18 protein-coding genes are annotated in these 19,906 nt (G+C 58.6%); 8 read left to right on the forward strand and 10 right to left on the reverse strand.

Translation table 11 applies throughout. The annotated features are described in order from the left end of the window. Nucleotides 1–48: 48 nt before the first annotated feature. From hisC to ACFC5L_RS04890, 3 genes are all read left to right on the forward strand, one after another. Nucleotides 49–1,143 (forward strand): histidinol-phosphate transaminase, encoded by a 1,095-nt coding sequence (hisC, locus tag ACFC5L_RS04880; RefSeq protein WP_375201401.1) that lies wholly within the window; start codon nucleotides 49–51, stop codon nucleotides 1,141–1,143. Continuing rightward, entirely contained in the window at nucleotides 1,136–2,068 is a 933-nt protein-coding gene (locus ACFC5L_RS04885; RefSeq protein ID WP_375201400.1) for a prephenate/arogenate dehydrogenase family protein, read from the forward strand. The genes hisC and ACFC5L_RS04885 overlap by 8 nt, the downstream gene beginning before the upstream one ends. 112 nt (nucleotides 2,069–2,180) lie before the next feature. After that, complete coding sequence (locus ACFC5L_RS04890; protein ID WP_375201399.1) at nucleotides 2,181–2,555, forward strand: hypothetical protein; 375 nt, start codon at nucleotides 2,181–2,183, stop codon at nucleotides 2,553–2,555. Nucleotides 2,556–2,601: 46 nt separating this feature from the next. On the opposite strand, the gene ACFC5L_RS04895 is transcribed toward ACFC5L_RS04890, so the two are convergent. The 7 genes from ACFC5L_RS04895 to ACFC5L_RS04925 form a co-directional block, all read right to left on the reverse strand. Then, on the reverse strand, nucleotides 2,602–4,107 hold the full coding sequence (locus tag ACFC5L_RS04895; RefSeq protein WP_375201398.1) for a SpoVR family protein: 1,506 nt from the start codon (nucleotides 4,105–4,107) through the stop codon (nucleotides 2,602–2,604). 334 nt (nucleotides 4,108–4,441) lie between these two features. After that, nucleotides 4,442–5,764: a YeaH/YhbH family protein gene (locus tag ACFC5L_RS04900; RefSeq protein ID WP_375201397.1), complete on the reverse strand. Its 1,323-nt coding sequence runs from the start codon at nucleotides 5,762–5,764 to the stop codon at nucleotides 4,442–4,444. Nucleotides 5,765–5,843: 79 nt separating this feature from the next. Beyond that, nucleotides 5,844–7,793: a PrkA family serine protein kinase gene (locus tag ACFC5L_RS04905; protein WP_375201396.1), complete on the reverse strand. Its 1,950-nt coding sequence runs from the start codon at nucleotides 7,791–7,793 to the stop codon at nucleotides 5,844–5,846. Nucleotides 7,794–7,890: 97 nt separating this feature from the next. After that, on the reverse strand, nucleotides 7,891–8,169 hold the full coding sequence (locus ACFC5L_RS04910; protein WP_375201395.1) for a hypothetical protein: 279 nt from the start codon (nucleotides 8,167–8,169) through the stop codon (nucleotides 7,891–7,893). Between the two features lie 254 nt (nucleotides 8,170–8,423). Continuing rightward, nucleotides 8,424–9,092, reverse strand: coding sequence for a DUF6629 family protein (locus tag ACFC5L_RS04915; RefSeq protein ID WP_375201394.1), 669 nt, complete (start codon nucleotides 9,090–9,092; stop codon nucleotides 8,424–8,426). A 48-nt stretch (nucleotides 9,093–9,140) separates the two neighbouring features. Further along, nucleotides 9,141–10,520: a mechanosensitive ion channel domain-containing protein gene (locus ACFC5L_RS04920; protein WP_375201393.1), complete on the reverse strand. Its 1,380-nt coding sequence runs from the start codon at nucleotides 10,518–10,520 to the stop codon at nucleotides 9,141–9,143. Between the two features lie 42 nt (nucleotides 10,521–10,562). Continuing rightward, nucleotides 10,563–12,146: a lysine--tRNA ligase gene (locus ACFC5L_RS04925; protein ID WP_375201392.1), complete on the reverse strand. Its 1,584-nt coding sequence runs from the start codon at nucleotides 12,144–12,146 to the stop codon at nucleotides 10,563–10,565. Between the two features lie 116 nt (nucleotides 12,147–12,262). On the opposite strand from ACFC5L_RS04925, the gene ACFC5L_RS04930 reads away from it, so the two are divergent. The 3 genes from ACFC5L_RS04930 (at nucleotide 12,263) to ACFC5L_RS04940 (ending at nucleotide 15,007) form a co-directional block, all read left to right on the forward strand. After that, nucleotides 12,263–13,216 (forward strand): FkbM family methyltransferase, encoded by a 954-nt coding sequence (locus ACFC5L_RS04930; RefSeq protein WP_375201391.1) that lies wholly within the window; start codon nucleotides 12,263–12,265, stop codon nucleotides 13,214–13,216. A 99-nt stretch (nucleotides 13,217–13,315) separates the two neighbouring features. Next, nucleotides 13,316–13,750 carry a tellurite resistance TerB family protein gene (locus tag ACFC5L_RS04935; protein WP_375201390.1) on the forward strand — a complete coding sequence of 145 codons (435 nt, stop codon included), beginning with the start codon at nucleotides 13,316–13,318 and terminating at the stop codon, nucleotides 13,748–13,750. A gap of 45 nt (nucleotides 13,751–13,795) precedes the next feature. Next, a complete protein-coding gene (locus ACFC5L_RS04940; protein ID WP_375201389.1) occupies nucleotides 13,796–15,007 on the forward strand; it encodes a hypothetical protein in 1,212 nt (403 codons plus the stop codon). Here ACFC5L_RS04940 and ACFC5L_RS04945 read toward each other — a convergent pair. After that, nucleotides 15,004–15,405 carry a hypothetical protein gene (locus ACFC5L_RS04945; protein WP_375201388.1) on the reverse strand — a complete coding sequence of 134 codons (402 nt, stop codon included), beginning with the start codon at nucleotides 15,403–15,405 and terminating at the stop codon, nucleotides 15,004–15,006. The two genes, ACFC5L_RS04940 and ACFC5L_RS04945, sit on opposite strands and share 4 nt — an antisense overlap. Then, nucleotides 15,402–16,766: an SLC13 family permease gene (locus ACFC5L_RS04950; protein WP_375201387.1), complete on the reverse strand. Its 1,365-nt coding sequence runs from the start codon at nucleotides 16,764–16,766 to the stop codon at nucleotides 15,402–15,404. The genes ACFC5L_RS04945 and ACFC5L_RS04950 overlap by 4 nt, the downstream gene beginning before the upstream one ends. An 85-nt stretch (nucleotides 16,767–16,851) precedes the next feature. Here ACFC5L_RS04950 and ACFC5L_RS04955 point away from each other — a divergent pair, with 85 nt between their 5' ends. Together ACFC5L_RS04955 and ACFC5L_RS04960 are read left to right on the forward strand one after the other, a co-directional pair. Continuing rightward, nucleotides 16,852–17,208, forward strand: a complete 357-nt coding sequence (locus ACFC5L_RS04955; RefSeq protein WP_375201386.1) for a DUF952 domain-containing protein — start codon at nucleotides 16,852–16,854, stop codon at nucleotides 17,206–17,208. Beyond that, nucleotides 17,205–18,263 carry a quinone-dependent dihydroorotate dehydrogenase gene (locus ACFC5L_RS04960; RefSeq protein ID WP_375201385.1) on the forward strand — a complete coding sequence of 353 codons (1,059 nt, stop codon included), beginning with the start codon at nucleotides 17,205–17,207 and terminating at the stop codon, nucleotides 18,261–18,263. Before ACFC5L_RS04955 ends, ACFC5L_RS04960 begins: the two co-directional genes overlap by 4 nt. Here the strand turns inward: ACFC5L_RS04960 and ACFC5L_RS04965 are convergent. Next, entirely contained in the window at nucleotides 18,260–19,618 is a 1,359-nt protein-coding gene (locus ACFC5L_RS04965; RefSeq protein WP_375201384.1) for an MATE family efflux transporter, read from the reverse strand. The genes ACFC5L_RS04960 and ACFC5L_RS04965 overlap by 4 nt on opposite strands. Between the last annotated feature and the right edge of the window lie 288 nt (nucleotides 19,619–19,906).

Raw genomic sequence — 19,906 nt, forward strand, 5'->3', positions numbered from 1 at the left:
CGTCCCGCCGCTATATCGCGGACGGCACGAAGCAGAGGATTTCATCTCATGGCGCTCCCGCAGCCGCGTCCCGGCATTATGGACATCAAGCCCTACAAGCCCGGGGCATCGGAAGCGCCCGGCGCCGTGGACGTCCATAAGCTGTCCTCGAATGAATCCGCCCTCGGCGCGAGCCCGAAGGCGATTGAGGCGTATAAAGAAGCGGCGGACCGGCTTTTCTTCTACCCGGAAGGCGCGTCGGTCACGCTGAGAGAGAAGATCGGCGAGGTTCATGGCCTCGATCCGGCGCTCATTGTCTGCGGCGCCGGCTCGGATGAACTTCTCCAGCTTCTGACCCACGCCTATGTGGGTGAGGGCGACAACATCATCATGAGCGCCCACGGGTTTGTGGTGTATGCGATCGCGGCCCTCTCCGTCGGCGCCGAGCCCCGATATGCGCCGGAAAAAAACCTGACCGGCGATGTGGACGCCATGCTCGGTCTTGTCGATGAGAGAACGCGGATCGTCTTCATCGCCAATCCGAACAACCCCACCGGCACTTATCTCACCGATGCCGAGCTTCGGCGCCTGCGCGAGGCGTTGCGCGAGGATATTCTGATCGTCATTGACGCCGCCTATGCGGAGTTTGTTGATGAAAGCGATTACTCGAACGGCGCGGCGCTGGTCGATGATTTTCCGAATGTCGTCATGACCCGCACTTTTTCAAAAATTTACGGCCTTGCTGCGCTGCGTCTCGGCTGGGCTTATTGTCCGCCCATGATCGCCGATGTGCTCAATCGCATTCGCGGCCCGTTCAATGTTTCAACGGCCGCGCAGGCGGCGGGAATTGCGGCGGTTGAAGACCAGGACTTTGTCCGGCGCAATTTCGAGCATAACCGCGCCGAGCGCGATTATCTGCAGCAACAGATCGGCGGCCTCGGTCTGGAGTTCACGCCGAGCCACGGCAATTTCATTCTGGTGAAGTTTTCGGACGAGCCCGGCAAAAACGCCGACGACGTTCGTTCTTACCTGGCGGCGAACGGCGTTATTGTGCGCGATATGGGATCTTACGGCCTTGGCGACTATTTGCGCGTCAGCGTCGGCCCCAAAGAAGGCAACCGCAAATTCATCGAGCTTTTGGAAAAGAAATTCTCCCGTGACTGATCCTGTAAAATTCAAATGCGCCAGCGTTATTGGCGTCGGCCTGATCGGCTCCTCGCTGGCGCGCGCCCTGCGCGAGGCGGGCCTTGTGGATGAGATTGTCGGCGTCGACCGGGACGCCGATGTGATCGCCCGGGCCCAAAAGCTCGGTGTGATCGACAGAGGCGAGACGGATCTCGCCAGAGGCGTTAAAGGCGCTGACCTTATTATTCTGTCGACCCCTGTCGGCGCCATCGGCGCGGTCGCCGATGAACTCGCCAGCGCGGTTGATGATGGCGCGCTCATTGTCGATGTCGGCTCGGTGAAGGGCGTCGCTGTTGAAGCGGCCAGCCGCATGCCCGAGCGGGTGTGTTTTGTGCCGTGCCACCCGGTTGCCGGCACCGAGCAATCGGGCCCCGAAGCGGGTTTTGCCTCGCTATTTCACGATCGCTGGTGCATTTTGACGCCTTGCCCTCGCGATGACGCCGCCTACAAGGCGGCGATCGACAAAGCCGCCGCGCTCTGGTCCGGCGTCGGCGCCAAGGTCGAGATCATGACCGCGGAACATCATGACCTGGCGCTCGCGGTGACGAGCCACCTGCCGCACCTCATCGCCTTCACGATTGTCGGCGCCGCCGATGACGTGGAATCGGTCGCCGCCGGAGAAATTGTGAAATACTCCGCCGGCGGGTTCCGCGACTTCACGCGCATCGCCGCCTCCGATCCGGTGATGTGGCGCGATGTTTTTCTCAATAACAAGGAAGCGGTGCTGGAAGTCCTGGGACGTTTTTCAGAAGAACTTGCGGTGATGCAGCGGGCGATCCGCTGGGATGACGGCAAGACGCTGGAAGACGCCTTCTCCCGCGTGCGCGGGCTGCGCAAGGCGATTGTCGAGGCGGGTCAGGAAAGCGCCGCGCCGAATTTCGGGCGGGACAATAAGGGCGGCTAGAAGCAAAATGAAATCATTTAATACGGCAATAAAATTGAGTTTTGCGTTTAGTATTTTGAATTCTTATTTTAAACAACAAAGGTAATATTTCACTATTTCGGAGGGGGGGGGAATGATTGACGATGAAGAGCTGCAACCGCTGCCTGTAAAAGATGCTACTGCCTTGGCGGTGACGGCGTATGGCGATGGATACACACGTCAGGAAAGAATGAAGTTTCTTGTGTATCACCGCGAGCGGCGAAATTCATGGCGGAAAACATATAATTACGTTAAAGACGGAATTTCAGAAGGAGAAATGATCGGGGATGGTTTTAACTTTCTTGGCTCCATTCTGGAATATGCAGGTGCGAGTGGGGCTTCTCTTCTCGGAACGATTTTCAAGAAAACGCCACCCATGAGGCGAATGAGAAAACTATCAGCTACGTGCGCACATATGGTCGAAATTCACGATTCAATCATTGATGCTTTAATTGGGATAGAAGAGTAAGTCAGTGACGAGACAACATGCTGTATTAGGCGTTGTCGATTGATATCTACGCATCCTCCTCTTCCATCGTCACGTCATAGCCCCACAGGGTTTCGATATGGGTGAGGACGGCGGCGGCGGTTTTCTCGTTCAGCTTGCGGCCCTTATGGACCGTGTGGCGCAGCTGCAGCGTGCGGTCGCCGCCGAGATCGGCGCCGACAACCTGAATGTTCGGCTCATGCATGCCGAGATCGTACATATCGGCGAGGGCCCGGCGGACCTTGCGGAAGCCGCGATCGTCATGGATCGCTTCAATCTCCACATGGGACTGATCGGAATCGTCGCCGATCGCGAACATGCGGAAATGGCGCATCACGGTCGGCGAGAGATATTGCAGGATAAAGCTCTCATCGCGGTAATTGGCCCAGGCGTCTTTCAGGACGTCGCGCCAGTCGCCCCCCTTCTGACAAACGCCCGCAATATCCGGGAACCACTCGCGGTCTTCGCCTGACGGGTCTTCACAGATGCGCTTGATGTCTTCCATCATGGCGAAACCGAGCGCGTAAGGATTGATGCCCGAATAGCGCGGGTCGTCGAATTCCGGCTGGAAGACGACGGAGGAATGGGAGTGCAAAAACTCCATGATCGCGCCTTCGGAAATCTGCCCGCGATTATAAAGCTCGTTCATGATGTAATGGTGGACGAAGGTCGCGCAGCCTTCATTCATCACCTTGGTCTGTTTTTGCGGATAGAAATATTGCGCGATGTTGCGGACGATCCGCACCAGCTCGCGCTGCCACGGGCGTAAAACGGGCGAGGCTTTTTCAATGAAATAGAGGAGGTTCTCCTCGGGAAGCTGAATGTTGCGGACTTCCGCCTGGCGTTCTTCCAGCTCGTCTTCGGGCTCTTCCGTGTTCGGCAAGGTGCGCCAGATATCGTTGAAGTTCGTTTCCTCGTGTTTGACGCGAGCGGCGATTTTCGCGAGCCGGTCAGCGTCGGAAAGGCGCGGCGGGCGGTTATAGCGAAACACGCCCTGATCCATCAGTGCATGCGCCGCGTCGAGCACCGCCTCAACTTCTTCAAAGCCATATTCGTCTTCGCATTTGGCGATGTATTTCTTGGCGAAGTCGAGATAGGGCAAAATGCCTTCGGCGTCGGTCCACTGACGGAAGAGATAATTGTTCTTGAAAAAATGATTATGCCCGAAGGACGCGTGCGCCATCACCAGCGCCTGCATGGTCATGGTGTTTTCTTCCATGAGATAGGCGATGCAGGGGTTGGAGTTGATCACGATCTCATAGGCGAGACCGGTGTATCCCTTCTGATAGGTCATCTGGTCCCGGGCGAAATGTTTCCCGAAGGACCAGTGCTTGTACATCAGCGGCATGCCGTGGCTGGAATAGGCGTCCAGCATCTGTTCCGACGAGATGATCTCGATCTGGTTCGGATAAACGTCCAGCTTCAGATCGTTGAGCCCGATATCCTCGATCGCGTCATAGGCGCGCTTCAGCCCGTCGAAGTCCCAGTCGGCTTCGGAATAGAGGAGGGGGAGTTTTTCTGCGGTGATGCTCATACAAACATCCCGGCTTTTCTAAGCTGTTTTAGTCGAGGCCTTAAGCCCAGGTACATTCCAATAGCGCCAACAAGAAGTGGAGAGCAGGCAACAATTAGCTGTGGCGCAGTTAATTTCGATATATCACCATAAAAGTGAATTGCTCCCAGCCAAGGAATAAACATGAGTACGGCGAAGACAGGGTAGACTATAAAGGACGAAAGTATCAAAGAGAGCTTCTTGGAAGAGTTTTGGCTAACAAGTAGCAGCATGCGTGAATAAAAATTCCCCCCGACCAAATTCCAAACGAATGAGACCGACGCTGCAGCTATCCAAAACAACCAATGGTGAATAATCACGCCGCCTCCTTCCGGTCGCGGGCGAAAAGCTCGCGGAAGACCGGGAAGATGTCTTGCGGACGCGCGATGCGCGTCTGGGCGAAGTTCGGCCAGGTGGGCGCAAATGTGCGATAGGCGCGCCAGAGTTCCGCGCCTGAATCCGCATCGGAAAAGACTTCCAGTTCGCGCTCGTCGAGGATTTCGATATAGGCGTAGTACTGGGAGATCGGCATCACCTCTTCGCCCAGCATTTCAACACAGCGCTTGGCGTCGCCGCTTTGCGTGAACCCGTCCGACGCTTGCGCCACATAGATGTTCCATTCATGAGCCGGGAAGCGGTCGCGCTGGACCTCCAGCATTTTTTCGAGCGCCGTGGAGACGACCGTGCCGCCGGACTGGCGCGAATAGAAAAAGGTTTCCTCGTCCACTTCTTCGGCATGATGGGTGTGGCGAATGAAAACGACTTCCACGCGCTCATAGCGGCGTTTCAGGAACAGATAGAGCAGCATGTAGAACCGCTTGGCGAGGTCTTTCTCGCGCTCGCCCATGGAGCCCGACACGTCCATGAGACAGAACATGACCGCGGCGGTCGTCTCCACCGGCGTCGGCTCATAGGCGTTGTAGCGAATGTCGAGCGGATCAATGAACGGCGTGAAGCGGCGGCGTTTTTCCATGCCTTCAAGCTTTTCAAGGATCGCTTTTTTCTCCGCGATCTCGTCTTCCGACGGGCTGGCGATGCGCTCAAGCTGGAACAGGCGTTCTTTCAGCTCGTTCATTTCTTTCGTTGACGGGCGCTTCAGGGCGAGGCGCCGGCCATGGGCGTTGCGCATGGTGCGCACGAGATTCATGTTGGTGGGCGAGCCTGCGACGGTCAGGCCGGCGCGCTTATAGGCGTAGGACTTGATCTCTTTCAGGGAGCGTTTGACGAGATTGGGCAGTTCCAGGTCTTCGAAAAAGATGTCGAGAAATTCGTCCTGCGTCAGCGTGAACTGGAAACTGTCCTCGCCCTCTCCGGAATCGCTCGCGTCCTTACCCTTGCCGCGGCCCGCGCCCTTGGGCGGCTTCTTGATCTTGTCCCCGGCGGAGAATTCCTTGTTGCCGGGATGGACCGCCTCGCGCGCGCCTTTCTCCCGGTCATGGGAAAATCGCGGTTCAGCGGTCGACTTCGACGGGATCGAGATTTTCTCGCCCTTGTCGAGCTCCTTCATGGAGCGCTCGCGCAGGGACTTGTTCACCGCTTCCTTGATCTGCGCCTTGGCGCGTTTCAGGAAACGCTGACGGTTCCCAAGGGACTTGCCCTTGGGGTTTTTGCGCCGGTCGATGAAATGAAACGAGTTCATTGGTTGTCGTTTGCGGTTTGCAGGCTGTCGGAACTACGGGAACTTTAATCCTGCAACCTACAACCTTTCCCCACAACCCTTATCCAGCTTTGTTAACGCGCATATACCATTCGACGAGCCGGCGGACCTGACGCGGCGTGTAGCCCCGGTCTTCCATGCGGCTGACGAAATTTTCGTGCTTGGCTTCGGTCTCCGAATCCTTTTTGGAGTCGAAGGAGATGACCGGAAGCAGGTCTTCGACCTGGGAGAACATGCGCTTTTCGATGACATTGCGCAGTTTCTCATAGGACGTCCATTTCGGGTTCATGCCTTCATTATTGGCGCGCGCCCGAAGCGCGAATTTGACGACTTCGTTGCGGAAGTCTTTGGGGTTGGCGATACCCGCCGGCTTTTCGATTTTTGAAAGCTCGGAGTCGAGGGTCGCGCGGTCGAGAAGCTGACCGGTGTCAGGATCTTTAAAGTCCTGATCCTCAATCCACGCATCCGCGTAAGAGATGTAACGGTCGAAAAGATTCTGGCCATATTCCGCATAGCTTTCGAGATAGGCCTTCTGGATCTCCTTGCCGATAAACTCCGCATAGCGCTGGGAAAGCTCGGACTTGATGAAGTCGAGATATTGCTTCTCGGTCTCGTCCGGATATTGCTCACGCTTGATCGCGTTTTCGAGCACATACATGAGGTGGACCGGATCGGCCGCGACTTCGTCGGTGTCGAAATTGAAGGTTTCGGAGAGCACCTTGTAGGCAAAGCGCGTGGAGATGCCGTCCATGCCTTCGTCGATGCCGGCGGCGTCGCGATACTCCTGCATGGTCTTGGCTTTCGGGTCCGTGTCTTTCAGCTTTTCGCCGTCATAGACCCGCAGCTTCGAGTAGAGGTTGGAGTTTTCGTGTTCTTTCAGGCGCGTCAGCACCGAGAAGCGCGAAAGAAGATCGAGGGTTTCTGGCGCGCATGGCGCTTCGCTCAATTCGGAGCTCGCGAGCAGTTTTTCATAGATCTGGCGCTCTTCGGTGACGCGCAAGGAGTAAGGCACCTTGATCACATTGATGCGGTCGAGGAAGGCTTCGTTGTTCTTGTTGTTGCGGAACGCCTGCCATTCGCTTTCATTGGAGTGCGCAAGGATGACGCCGGTGAACGGAATCGGGCCGAGCGCTTCGGTGCCGACATAATTGCCTTCCTGCGTCGCGGTCAGGAGCGGGTGTAAGACCTTGATCGGCGCCTTGAACATCTCGACGAATTCCAGAAGGCCCTGATTGGCGCGGCAAAGACCGCCCGAATAGGAATAGGCGTCGGTGTCGTCCTGGCTGAAATGCTCAAGCTTGCGGATGTCGACCTTGCCGACCAGCGCTGAAATATCCTGATTGTTTTCGTCGCCCGGCTCGGTCTTGGCGATGGCGAGCTGGCGCAGTTTAGACGGGAAGATGCGCACAACCTCGAATTTGGAGATGTCGCCGCCGAACTCATCGAGGCGCTTGACCGCCCAGGGGCTCATCAAGCCGGTGAGACGGCGCTTTTCAATGCCGTATTTGTCGGCGAGGAGGCTTTTCAGCTCTTCCGACTGGAACAGGCCGAGCGGGCTTTCAAAGACGGGCGAGATCTCGTCGCCGGCTTTCAGCACATAGATCGGATAGGTTTCCATCAGGTCCTTGAGGCGCTCGGCGAGCGAGGATTTGCCGCCGCCGACAGGGCCAAGGAGATAGATGATCTGGCGTTTTTCTTCGAGCCCTTGCGCCGCGTGACGGAAGAAGGAGACGATGCGCTCGATCGTGTCTTCCATGCCATAAAAGCCTTCGAAGGCCTGATAGTGTCGAATAGTGCGGTTTGAAAAGATGCGGGCGAGGCGCGGATCTTTCGACGTGTCCACAAGGGTCGGCTCGCCGATGGCTTTCACCATGCGTTCGGCGGGCGATGCATAAAGCATGTCGTCGTCGCGTGCGGCCAGAAGGTAGTCGCGCAGGCTCATCGCCTCCTGCTTCAGCTTTGTGTAGTTCTCGGAGAAAACATCAAAAACATCGAGGTTCTGTTCGGTCATGTTCGCACGCTCACTTTTCACTCGCTCAGCTCGCGGGGCTCCTCCGCGATTTTTGAATTAAAAAAGGCGCTGGCAAAAACCAGCGCCCCCGTTCGCACTACGCAACCTCGCCACCAACAATGGCGATTTCATACTGTGGCGCCTTCTCTGGCTTGGCCGGCTTCCTGTAATTGATATGGGTTGCTTTCATCATGAAGCAAGCATGGCGCACCGCCATTCCATTCGCTTCTTTGTGATCGCTTCCCATCATTTTATTTTTGCCCGCCGCAATAAAGTCGCCGCTTTTGTCTTTTCTTTGACTACCCCGTCCCCGCCTTTCGGCGCACCCAACGCAAAACTCTTTTATGCACGCACGCCAATCAGGCATGCGAAACAAGGTTAACCGAAGGGCCCCTAACATTTCGTTTCGTATTTTTGGCTCGTGCACGAATAATATAACATCGATTATGATTCGGTGCGACAGTAAAAACACGAAACGACGAGCCTAATTGTCGCCGCAATTTGAGTCTGCGTCTCAGGCGGTGCGATGCGCGTCAGGCGCGTCATTGGAAGCTTCTGCCAATACGGGCGCACTGTTTCTCTGCTGTTGGCGGGTGATTAGCGCTTTGATGCGCCGACTGCCAATGGCGTTTACGCCGCTTCAATCTTTGTTGAAGCTTCGCAAACGCCGTTATTCCGGCGTGAGCGTCGCACATGGAGATAGACGAGAACGCTTGCGAGGCCTGAGAAAAAACACCAGACCGACGCGGCGGCGAAATAAAACGCCATGACTGTCACGATGGCGCCGACGAGCGTCACGGCGCCGAAGGCGACCACATAACGGTGGCGCGATAAAAGGAGCGGCGCCACGACAGCCAGCAAATAAAGCTCCAGCAGGCGCCGCTCGAACTCAAGATCCGTCGCATAGCGCAGACCGTCTGAAACCGCCGTCACCGTGTAATGGTGTTGCGCCAGGATGATGGCGAGCGCGCCGGAAACAAAAAGGCCCGCCGCAAGCAGAATCCACAAGGCGGGCCGGCGCCGTCTTTTTGGCTCCATCGCAATGACGCTGAGCGGAATATAGGCCGGCCACAACACCTGTGCGATCAAGAGATAGGCGACGACAAGGGCGTTTGGCGGCGCGTTTCCGCCATTCAGGGATAGCCAGACAGCGCCTTCAATCGCTTGATGGACAGCGAAGATCGCCGGGATCGCGGCGAAGGCGAGGTCTTTCGGTTTTGGCTTTTGCACCAGCGTCGCTGCGCCGACGCCTGCGAGCACAGCGGCGGCGGTGAAACTGGCGGTGGCTGAAAAGCACATGGGCCGCAGTGTAGCGCTGCGCCGGGCGCTGCGTCGAATGGTTTATGTCTATTCCACGGGCGCGCTGGGCGAGAGAAGATCGCCCTGCGGCTCCTCGCGGCGTTCCTCCTCCACTTTTTCTTCGAGATGGGTGTCGGGCGCGACATCCTGCGCCGATGCAGCGGCGCGCTCCCGCTTTTCCGGCTTTTCTTGAGGTTTCGTCTCAGTCGCAACAGCGTCTGACGTGTCTTGCAAGATCGGCGGCGCTTTTTCGTCGAAGCGCAGGCGGTAAATCGGTTCGGGCAGGGCGAAGCCGGCGTCTTCCAGGGCGTCCTTGGCGGCGGAAAGGGCGATGCTGCGGGACTTGGCGAAATCGGCCGTGCGCTGGTCGATCCAGGCAGCGAAGAAAATGACAATGTTGGAATCGCCGACCGCCTTGATGAACCCGATAGGCGGCGGGTCTTTCAAGACAAAGTCGAGCGCGGCGATCGCAGCGACGCCGGTTTCGATGGCGGCGATCGGGTCGTCGTCGGCGTCGACGCCGAGCTCGAAATCAAAGCGCCGCTCGGGATTGCGGGTGTAGTTGAGGATCACGGCTTTAAAGACGCTGGCGTTAGGAATGCGCAGATGATTGCCGTCCAGCGTCATCAGGATCGTCGCCCGCGAGGTGAGGCGGATGACCCGGCCTTCCTTATTGTCGATCACCACATGATCGTTCGGACGGAAAGGCTGGCGCAGGGACAGCATGATCGAGGCGATATAGTTTTCAATCGTGTCGCGCACCGCAAAGCCGACGGCGAGACCGATCACGCCGGCGGCGCCCAAAAACGCGCCAAGAAGCGCCGTTGCGTCGAGCAGGCTGAGGGCGGCGACCGCGCCGAGAATGAAAAAGAGACCACGAAAGGTCGAGGCGGCGAGCTCAGCGATAAAGGCGTTGGGCGTGATATGACGCCAAAGCCAGCGCCATACGCTCACCAGCCAGCCGAACGCGGCGATGACGGCGAAGGCGGCGAGGGCGAGCGATAAGAGCGGCAAGGATCGCACGACATCGCGGAAAAATGTCTCCGCCTGTCCGGCCGCCGGCGTCAGGCGCGTTGTCACCGAGACGTCGCGTTCGATTTCATTCTCGACGGTGACAACGCCATTGATGCGCGCGGCGATGGCTTCGGCGCGGGCGGCGGCGTCCGCTGTCTGGGTCTCGCCGGACAACGTGACGACGCCCGAGGCGACAGACGCCTCCACATGCTGAAGAGACTCGATTTCCGCAAAGATATCGCGAATGCGGGCGGTGATTTCGCTATCGCTGGCCCCCGGCGGCGCGGTTTCGATAACAGAATCAGGATCGCCGGGCGTCTCGTCTTGCGCCAGGGCGGGCGTTGCGGCGAGTAGGGTCGCCGCAACGAGAAGCGCAATTGTTCTGTTAACCGCGGGCATGAGGCTGAAGAACACGGCATCACTCGAATGGTTGCGGAACCTGGAAGAGACCGCAGCCTAGCGCGCGAGCGCCTCGTCAATCAACTTGGCGGTCGCGGCCGCGCCGTAGATTTTGGTGAAGGGCCCCATGCGCGGGCCGGCCTCCTGACCGAAGACAACCTCGTAAAGGCCCTTGAACCAGTCACGGATGTTCTCAAAGTCCTGGGCCTTGCCGGCGTCGAAAACAGCCGTCTGGTATTCATCTTCGGAGCCGCCTTCGCCAATTTCTTTCAAGCGCGCGGACAGCATTTCCAGCGCGGCGCGTTCCTTATCCGTCGGCGCGCGGAATTTCTTGGTCGGCTCAATAAAGCGCTCAAAATAGCGCCGGGCGTAACCGATCATGGCGTCCGCCGCCGCGAATTCCTCTTCCGATGCGCCCGGCCGGTATTTGCGGATGAACCCGCGCAAGACCTCGGCATCGGCGCCGCCGGCGGCGCTGACAAGGTTCAAGATCATAGCGAAGTTCACCGGCGGCAGGATGGCCGGCGGCTTTCCTTCGTGTATATGCCAGACCGGATTGTCGAGCGCCTTGCCGCCTTCCTGACCCGCGTATTTTTCAAGATGGGCCCAATATTCGTCGGCGGTTTTCGGGATGATGTCGAAATAGAGTTTCTTCGCCGATTTCGGATTCTGGAACATATAAAGCGACAGGCTTTCAGGCGAGGCGTAGGTGAGCCATTCCTCGATCGTGATGCCGTTGCCTTTGGTCTTGGATATTTTCTTGCCCTGTTCGTCGACAAAGAGCTGATAGTTAAAGCCCGCAGGCGGTTCCGCGCCGAGCGCCTTGACGACCCGGTTTGAAAGGCGCACGGATTCTGTCAGGTCTTCGCCCGACATTTCATAATCGACCCCAAGCGCGTGCCAGCGTCCGGCCCAGTCGACTTTCCATTGCAGCTTCGTTGCGCCGCCGCCAACGCTCATGCGGACTTTTTCGCCGTCCTCGTCTTCGAAAACCACTTCGCCTTTTGGGGCGTCGATCTCGAGCATGGGGACGTAAAGGACGCGCCCCGTTTTCGGCGAGATCGGCAGGATCGGCGAATAGCTCGCGCGCCGCTCCTCGCCCAGCGTCGGCAGGATGATCTCCATCACCTGCTCGTAGCGTTCAAGAACGCGTATCAAGGTGTCGTCAAACATACCGCTGCGATAGCAGTCTGTGGAGGACATGAACTCATATTCGAAACCGAACTGGTCGAGGAAGGCGCGTAGCTTTGCGTTGTTGTGATGCGCAAAACTCTCATGCTCGCCCCACGGGTCGGGGACGACCGTCAGCGGCTTTTGCAGATATTGATTGAGGAGCTCCTGGTTCGGGACATGGGGCGGGACTTTGCGCATCCCGTCCATGTCGTCGGAAAAGGCGATCAGGCGCGTTTCCCGGCCGGTCAGCAATTCAAAGGCGCGGCGCACCATCGTGGTGCGCGCGACTTCGCCAAAGGTCCCGATATGAGGCGGGCCGGAAGGACCGTAGCCGGTTTCGAACACCACCGGGCCGTCTTTCTTTACCTTGTCGAGACGTTTGATCAGGTTGCGTGCTTCCTGAAACGGCCAGCTTTTGGCCGCGGCGGCGTCTTCGGCGGTGAAGTTATGTTCAATAACGGCCTGCATTAACCGTGTTCCTTGTGTGGAAAAGAGAAGTCGTTTATGGCGGAAAAAATTCCTCGGTCAACAATAGCCTTGAGCCAACCAATCCTTATTTTCACATAAAGACAGGCGCGCACCCTATGTCCGTTTACAGAGCGATAAAAGATCAGGCGATTACGCTGACCAAAAACAGGGCGATCGGCGTTCCTCTGGCGCTCACGGCAAATGCGATCGGCAGAACCGGGCTAAGCCGCAAGATCTCCGTCATGTGTGACTTTGCGCCCAAATGGGTGCCGGTGGCGATCCCCGGAAAAGAGGAACAGCCGATTTTCATGGCGGGTGAAAATGGCCGGGAGCCTGTTTCTCGCGCCTTCTGGTTTGGCGGCTGGCGCGGCTTCGAGTTTCCGATGCCGGACATGTTCGCAAGACTGGCTGCGCAGGCGCATGTTGTTCTCGACATCGGATCCTTTTCCGGCCTCTACAGTCTTATCTCGGCGCGTGTAAACGGTGAAGCAAAGGTTTACGCCTTTGAACCTTTCCCCGTCGCGCAGAGATTGATCAAAAATAATATAGACCGGAATGACTTTCACGAGCGCATCGCTTTGATTGAAATCGCCTTGTCCGATGCGCCAGGCTCCGCCCGCCTGAGCGTGCCGACGACGGAAACCGGACTTCTGGAATCGTCCAGCTCTATCGCCCCCATTTATGAAGACAAGACGCTTGAGTCTTTTGAAGTCAAAAAGGATACGCTGGATAATGTCTGTGCAGAAAAGAGGATTAGCGGCGTATCGCTAATCAAGCTGGATGTAGAGCAGCATGAGGAAGCGGTGTTAAAAGGCGGGCGCAAAATCTTTGAAAGAGACAGGCCCATTTTGTTTATGGAAATTCTGAAGGATATGGAAACCGGATTCTTCAATGAGTTTTTCAATAGCCTGAACTATCAAAATTACTCGCTTGGCGGCGAGCGCCTTCTCAAGGAAGATGTCATTGCCTACAGCGCAAATGGCGACAACCATGTGCTTTGTCCTTCAGAGCGGGCGGCGGAAATTGAATCTGCAGCCGCAGCGATCGGCTTGCCGGTTATGAGCAAATAGCAACCTTCATCCCCGCATTTGGAATGGGCGGCTTGCTCCGAACAGCCGGGACGCGTAGCTTCGGCCCAGAACCTAATAAAGCACACAGGAGTCCCATTCATGGCCGGAAGTCTCGTCAGCCTCACGCCGCAGGAAGCAGTGATCTATCTGATGGTCATGACCTCGGCCTCCGACGGCGCCATCAAGGATGAGGAGCTTCGGACCATCGGCCGTGTGGTGCGGTCCTTTCCGTTGTTTTCAGACGCGGACGAGGCGGGGCTTGTGGAAATGGCCGAAGCCTGCGGCGCGCTGATGTCGTCTGAAGGCGGGCTGCACAAGGTGCTGGAATCGGCGGCGAAAGCGCTGCCGGACCATCTCGGCGAAACCGCCTATGCCGCCGTTGTTGATGTCGTGACCGCCGATGAAATGCTCGATGTGACGGAAATCCGCGTGCTGGAGCTCATCCGCGAGGCGCTCAAGGTTTCCGATGAAGGCGCACAGGCGATCGATCACGCCGCCCGCGCCCGTCACATGACGCTTGACGACGAATCGTAAAAGGCGCCGTTTCACCCGGGGCCGCATCTTGCCAGCAAAGACGTCATGTCAGCTGAGAATCTAACGCTCCTCATTGCATCGGCTTTCGCCGCCGGGGTCTTTTTTCATCCAAAGTTTCGAACCGGGCGGTTGTGGCGCGCGACAGTGACGCCGCTGGCGTCGATTATCGGCTCCGGTTTTCTGGTGGCGGGACCGATCCTCGCCCATGCGGCGGGAACGAAGGCATGGATCGCAATGGCCGGGCTATGCCTCATCGCCTATCTGTTCGGCGCGGCGATCCGCTATAATATTGCGCATATCGAACCGGCGTTGCGGAAGAACCCACCCAAAATCGTGACGTCGCTTGAGCGTGCGTCTCAGGTGGTTTTGTCGCTCGCCTATTTCATTTCGGTCGCTTACTACATCAACCTTCTGGCGGCCTTCGGCCTGCGTTTCGGCGACATTGTCGACCCTTTCGCGATCCGTGTTTTTGCGACGGTGGTGATCGGGTTTTTGGGGTTTATGGGCGCCATTGGCGGCCTGCGCGCCCTTGAGCGGCTCGAAGTCAGCGCCGTCGGACTGAAACTTAGCGCCATCGCCGGGCTGATCGCTGCGCTCATTCTCGCCAGCATCCTGATGGCTGCGGGCGGCGACTTCGAATGGCGCGCGCCCAGCCATCCTCATGGCGTCGACGAGCTGCGCATCCTTTTGGGACTCGTCATTCTTGTGCAGGGATTTGAAACCTCCCGCTATCTTGGCGACGAATATGACGGACCGATGCGCATCCGCACCATGCGCTGGGCGCAAGGGCTCTCAACGGCGATCTACATTGTCTTCGTCTTGTTGATCACCAGCTTTTTCAAAAACGGTCTGCCGGAACAAGGCGGTGAAACCGCGATCATCGACATGCTGGCGCCGATTGGCGTCGCTGTTGCGCCGGTGATCATTATTGCTGCGTTGGCGTCGCAATTTTCAGCGGCGGTGGCGGACATGAACGGCGCCGGCGGTCTGTTGTCGGAAAGTTCTAACGGACGCCTGCCGGTCAAGCTTGGCGATCTTGTGACGGCGCTTGTCGCCATTGCGATTATCTGGGCGGCGAATATCTATGAAATCATCGCCTATGCGTCGAAAGCGTTCGTCATCTATTACGCTTTGCAATCGGTGCAGGCGGCCTTGGCGGCGCGGCGCAATGGCGATCATGGGCTGGCGGAGCTGTTTGTTTTCGCCGGGCTTCTTGCCGTCACCATTGCGCTTTTCGCAGCGCCGGCGGAGGTCTAGGGCTTTTGCGCTGATGGCTTTTGCAGCAATGGGAAGAGTCCGAACAAGACCTGTCCTATCAGTCCTGCGGCGCCGGCCGGCGTGGCGTAGGCGGCAAGCTGGTCGCTGAACGCACGGCCAAAACCGTACCGGCTGAGGACAAACTCGGCCATGAGCAACAATCCGAAAGCGCAAAGCCCCATAACAAGGCGCGCCGCATTGTCTGGCGGCACCTTGAAGCGATGCACCCAGTGGCGGCACAGGAACCAGCTTGCAGTAAGGATGAAAGGCGTTTCAGTAAGAACGGCGCCAAGGGCGCCGAGCCGCGGTTCGAGCAGGAAAACGCGCACGGCGCCCAGCATGAAACCGACGGCGAAAACAGATGCGAAATAAGCGCCGCCGGCTTTCAGCGCCCTCATCGCAACACGACGTAGCAAACGCTGGCGACGATAAAGGCGACGATCACGTTAAGCGCTGAGCCCTCCCGCGCCATGCGTGCGATAGAAACACGGCCCGTGCCATAGATGATGGCGTTGGGCGCGGTGGCGACCGGCAGCATGAAGGCGCAGGAGCAAGAGATAACGGCGGGGATCATGAGAAGCTCCGGCTTCACGCCCGCGCCGGCGGCGACCGCGGCGAGCAGTGGCATCAAAAGATTGGCCGTCGCCGTGTTGGAGGTCACTTCGGTGAGGAACGTGACGGACAGGCACAGACCGATCATCATCAGGAAAACCGGCGCCGTGGTGAGCCCCGACAGTTGCTCGCCGATCAGCGCATCGAGACCGCTGGCGCGAAACCCGCTCGCAATACAGATGCCGCCCGCGAACAAAAGCAACATCCCCCACGGAATGTCGCCCGCCGCTTTCCAGTCAAGAAGGGCGCCGCCTTTTCCGTCGGGAACGAGAAACATGAGAAGGACCGCGAAAACCGCAACGGTTGAATCGCCCGCCGCCTCCATGCCAAGCGCGCCGGACCAGCCGCCGAAGGGCTCGATGCGCGTCACCCAAAGAAGGATGGCGATGGCGAACACAATGAGGGTGCGTTTTTCATCCGTGCGCCAGGGGCCGGGATCGGCGAGCTTCGGGGTTTCGACCCCGCCGAGATTTCGCGTCAGCCACAACGCCATCACCGGTATGCCGATGATGACGATGGGCAGGCCGATGCTCATCCAGCGCAGGAATGAAAATTCCTCACCTGTCGCGCGCAAAAAATTGTCGGCGAAAATGAGATTGGGCGGCGTGCCGATCAGCGTCGCTGTCCCGCCGAAAGATGCGGCGTAGGCGATGCCAAGGAGCAGCGCCGGTCCGAGCTTTGGGTCATCCGTGCGTGATAAAATCGCCAGCGCCATGGTGGCGAGCATCAGGGTCGTCGCGGTGTTGGAGATCCACATGGAAAGAACCGCCGCCGCAACCATGAAGCCGATGACAAGCCGGCGGCCCGAGCCGCCCACAAGGTTGATCATGTAAAGGGCGAGGCGTTCGTGAGCGCCGGAGCGTTCCAGCGCTTTCGACAACATGAAAGAGGCCATCAACAGGATGATCACATAAGAGCCGAGCGCCGCTGCGGCCTGGCGCTGATCCAGAACCCCCGCAAGCGGAAACAGCGCGAAGGGAACGAGCGACGTCGCTGGAATGGGCAAAGCTTCGCTCACCCACCAGAAGGCCGTCAGCGCCGTGATGGCGATGGTGGCGACGATCGGCTGGGGCAGGCCGCTCGACTGAGCGGCGAGGCCAGCGGTGGCGGCGAAGAGAACGCCGAAAAGGATGCGCATGGGTTTCATGGGCGCGCACTTTGTCCTTGGTTGCCGGGCGCTGTCCAGCAGGAGAAGGCTGGACTGGATTAGCGGGCCGCGATAGGGGAGCGATATGTCAGATCAGACCCCTGAATTCATTTATCGCCTGGCGAGCGCTGCGGAATGCCGGCAGGCGCGCGAAAGAGGCGCTGTGCCGAAACGCGATATCGACGTCAAAGACGGATATTTTCATCTGTCGACGCGCGACCAGGCGCTGGAAACCGCGCGCCTTCATTTTGCGGGCGTTGACGATCTGGTGGCGCTGGAAATTCCCGTTGCAGCGATCGCCGACAAGCTGAAATTCGAACTTGCGCCGAAACGGGGTGAGGCGTTTCCCCATTATTATGGCGAGCTTCAGGCGGCGCATGTGGTCCGCGCGATCCCGCTGATGCGCGACGGCGACGCTTTCTCTTTCGGAGGCGGCAAGTGAAAACGCCGATGGGTCTTGCCGATCTCGGCTCCAGGGCCATGGGGCTGCTCGATGCGGAGACCGCGCATCACTTGACGATCCGTATGCTGAAGGCGGGCTTCGGACCGAAAGTGAACATCGATACCCCACGTCTCGCCATCGATGTTGCGGGGATCTCCTTTCCAAATCCGCTGGGGCTCGCCGCCGGGTTCGACAAGAACGCCGAGACGCCTGACGCCGCGCTCGATATGGGCTTCGGTTTTGTGGAAGTCGGCGCCGTGACGCCGCGGCCGCAAGCCGGCAATCCGCGTCCGCGGGTGTTTCGCCTGCGCGCCGATGCGGGCGTCATCAATCGCTATGGCTTCAACAATGAAGGGCTGGAGGCTGTTGCGGCGCGGCTCAAATCGCGGGCGCGGGCCGGTATTGTCGGCGTCAATCTCGGCGCCAACAAGGATTCAGAAGACCGCGCCGAAGATTATGTGAAAGGCGTCAGGGCGCTTGCAGGGCTTGTCGATTTTTTTACGGTCAATATTTCCTCGCCCAATACGCCGAGACTGCGCGCGCTACAGAGCAAGGCGTCCCTTGAAGAGTTGATGCGCCGGGTGCAGGCGGCGCGCGATGAGGCGGCGACCGGAACGCCTGTGTTTTTGAAGATCGCGCCTGACCTCGCCGACGAAGACAAGGCCGATATCGCCGATGTCGCTCGCGCCATGAAGCTGGATGCGCTGATCATTTCCAATACGACGATTTCCCGCGCGCCGAATTTGCGCAGCGCCGAGGCGGCGCAAGCAGGGGGGCTTTCCGGCAGGCCTTTATTCGCCATGTCGACGGCGCTCCTGCGTGAGTTTTACGGCGTCGTCGGAAAAGATATTCCGCTGATCGGCGTTGGCGGCGTTGCGTCGGCGCGGGACGCTTATGAAAAAATTCTCGCGGGCGCGTCGCTTGTCCAGCTTTATACGGCGCTCGTTTACGCAGGGCCGGGCCTGCCGTCGCAGATCCTGAAAGAGCTGCCTTCCTTTCTCGATGCGGATGGTTTTGCGCAGATTGGCGACGCGGTGGGCGCCGGGACAGTTTAGTCGAAGACCCGCGCGATGCGCGGCAACCAGATGGCGAGCGTCGCTGCGCGCATGATGAAATAAAGCGAAAACGCCGTCCAGAGACCGTGATTTCCCCAAGGGTTTGCAAGCCAGATGGAGGCGGCGATGAAGATCGGCGCCGAGATGATCATGGAGTCCCGCATCTCCCGTGAGCGCGTGGCGCCGATAAAAATTCCGTCAAGCTGAAAGCCGATGACCACGATTAACGGACTGACGATCACCCATGGCATATAAGCGTTCATGGCGTCGCGGATCGGCCCTTCCGGCGTAAGCAAGGCGATCAACTCCGCGCCCGTGATCCAGTAAAAAAGCGTGAAAAAGACAGCGGCGATTGAGCCCAGCAGAAATGTCTTGCGCACAGCCTGCCTATAGCGCGCCTTGCCTATGGCGCGATCACGCGCGCCGATCGCCTGTCCCACGAGCGTCTCTGCGGCGATGGCGGTTCCATCGAGCGCGAGGCCGGTGAAAAGAAATAGCTGCAACAACGCCTGATTGGCGGCGAGGGTGACGTCGCCAAATGCGCCGCTGCGCTGGACGAACCAGGCAAAACAAAAAGCGAGCAGCAGCGTGCGGATAAAGATATCGAAATTGATGGCGACCGTTCGGCCGAGGCGTTCGGCTTTCCAGAAGTCTTCCGGGCGCCAGTGGGCTTTGACGCCGCCATGGTTTTTGAGGAGCATGAGCACAAACCCCATGGCCGCAAAAAACCCGGCGATTTCTGCGATCAGCGTGCCATAGGCGACGCCTGCGGCGCCCCAGCCGAACCCCACGACAAACCAGTAGTCGAGACCGATATTGAGAATGGTCATGAACAGGCTCGCAGCCATCAGAAAATCCGTTCGGCCGCGCGCCGTCAGCCAGCCAAAGGCGGCGTAAGAGGCGAGGGCGAAAGGCGCGCCCCAGATGCGGATGTCGAAATAGGTTCGTCCATGGGCGAGGGTTTCGGCGCTCGCCTCCGATCCTGTTCCAAGCAACTGAAAGGCGGCGAGGCCGATGGGGATTTGCAGCGCGACGAGCGCGACGCCGATGGCGCCGCCGATGACGCCGCCCCTGACGAGCGAGGCGCGCGCTTCCGCTTCATCTTCGGCGCCGGCGGCCTGCGCGGTGAGGCCTGCAACGCTCATGCGGATAAAACCGAAGGTCCAGTAGGCGAGCGAGAAGATGACCGACCCAAGCCCGATCGCGGCGATGTCGAGAGGGCGTGAGGACTGCGCCAGCGCCCACACGTCTATAGCGCCCAAAAGGGGCGTCACCGCCGCGGCCACCGAGGCCGGCCAAGCGAGACGTAAAATTTCTCCGTAGCTGATAGCCGGTTTAACAGCGCCGACAGACATAAAGGCTCCTTATGTCCGCCCTTAGCCTGCTGCGACGGTCAAGTCACCGGGCTTTGTCTTATTCGGCGCGCGAGATGAAATAGCAGTCCCCGCAACACCGCTCCGGCGCATAGCAGCATATTATAGCTGTCCCAGAGCAGCTTGTGCGGTTTTGAGCCTTTGGCGTCACGGAAGAGCGATTGACGAATTGAGTGTGCGATGAACCGAATTTCATATGCGACGAACGCGCTCGTTCGCGGTGCAACGCCCCGCTTATACTGAGCTACTCAATGGCCTGTCTTCTAAGGG

The organism is Hyphococcus sp., assembly GCF_041986965.1.
Taxonomy (GTDB): Bacteria; Pseudomonadota; Alphaproteobacteria; order Caulobacterales; family Parvularculaceae; genus Hyphococcus.

Bases quoted from the DNA above. Each gene is read 5' to 3' on its own strand.
- ACFC5L_RS04950 (WP_375201387.1), bottom strand. From the start codon at position 16,766: ATGAAACCCATGCGCATCCTTTTCGGCGTTCTCTTCGCCGCCACCGCT.
- ACFC5L_RS04935 (WP_375201390.1), top strand. From the start codon at position 13,316: ATGGCCGGAAGTCTCGTCAGCCTCACGCCGCAGGAAGCAGTGATCTAT.
- ACFC5L_RS04925 (WP_375201392.1), bottom strand. From the start codon at position 12,146: ATGCAGGCCGTTATTGAACATAACTTCACCGCCGAAGACGCCGCCGCG.
- ACFC5L_RS04955 (WP_375201386.1), top strand. From the start codon at position 16,852: ATGTCAGATCAGACCCCTGAATTCATTTATCGCCTGGCGAGCGCTGCG.
- ACFC5L_RS04895 (WP_375201398.1), bottom strand. From the start codon at position 4,107: ATGAGCATCACCGCAGAAAAACTCCCCCTCCTCTATTCCGAAGCCGAC.
- ACFC5L_RS04900 (WP_375201397.1), bottom strand. From the start codon at position 5,764: ATGAACTCGTTTCATTTCATCGACCGGCGCAAAAACCCCAAGGGCAAG.
- ACFC5L_RS04930 (WP_375201391.1), top strand. From the start codon at position 12,263: ATGTCCGTTTACAGAGCGATAAAAGATCAGGCGATTACGCTGACCAAA.
- ACFC5L_RS04965 (WP_375201384.1), bottom strand. From the start codon at position 19,618: ATGTCTGTCGGCGCTGTTAAACCGGCTATCAGCTACGGAGAAATTTTA.
- ACFC5L_RS04890 (WP_375201399.1), top strand. From the start codon at position 2,181: ATGATTGACGATGAAGAGCTGCAACCGCTGCCTGTAAAAGATGCTACT.
- ACFC5L_RS04940 (WP_375201389.1), top strand. From the start codon at position 13,796: ATGTCAGCTGAGAATCTAACGCTCCTCATTGCATCGGCTTTCGCCGCC.
- ACFC5L_RS04945 (WP_375201388.1), bottom strand. From the start codon at position 15,405: ATGAGGGCGCTGAAAGCCGGCGGCGCTTATTTCGCATCTGTTTTCGCC.
- ACFC5L_RS04905 (WP_375201396.1), bottom strand. From the start codon at position 7,793: ATGACCGAACAGAACCTCGATGTTTTTGATGTTTTCTCCGAGAACTAC.
- ACFC5L_RS04915 (WP_375201394.1), bottom strand. From the start codon at position 9,092: ATGTGCTTTTCAGCCACCGCCAGTTTCACCGCCGCCGCTGTGCTCGCA.
- hisC (WP_375201401.1), top strand. From the start codon at position 49: ATGGCGCTCCCGCAGCCGCGTCCCGGCATTATGGACATCAAGCCCTAC.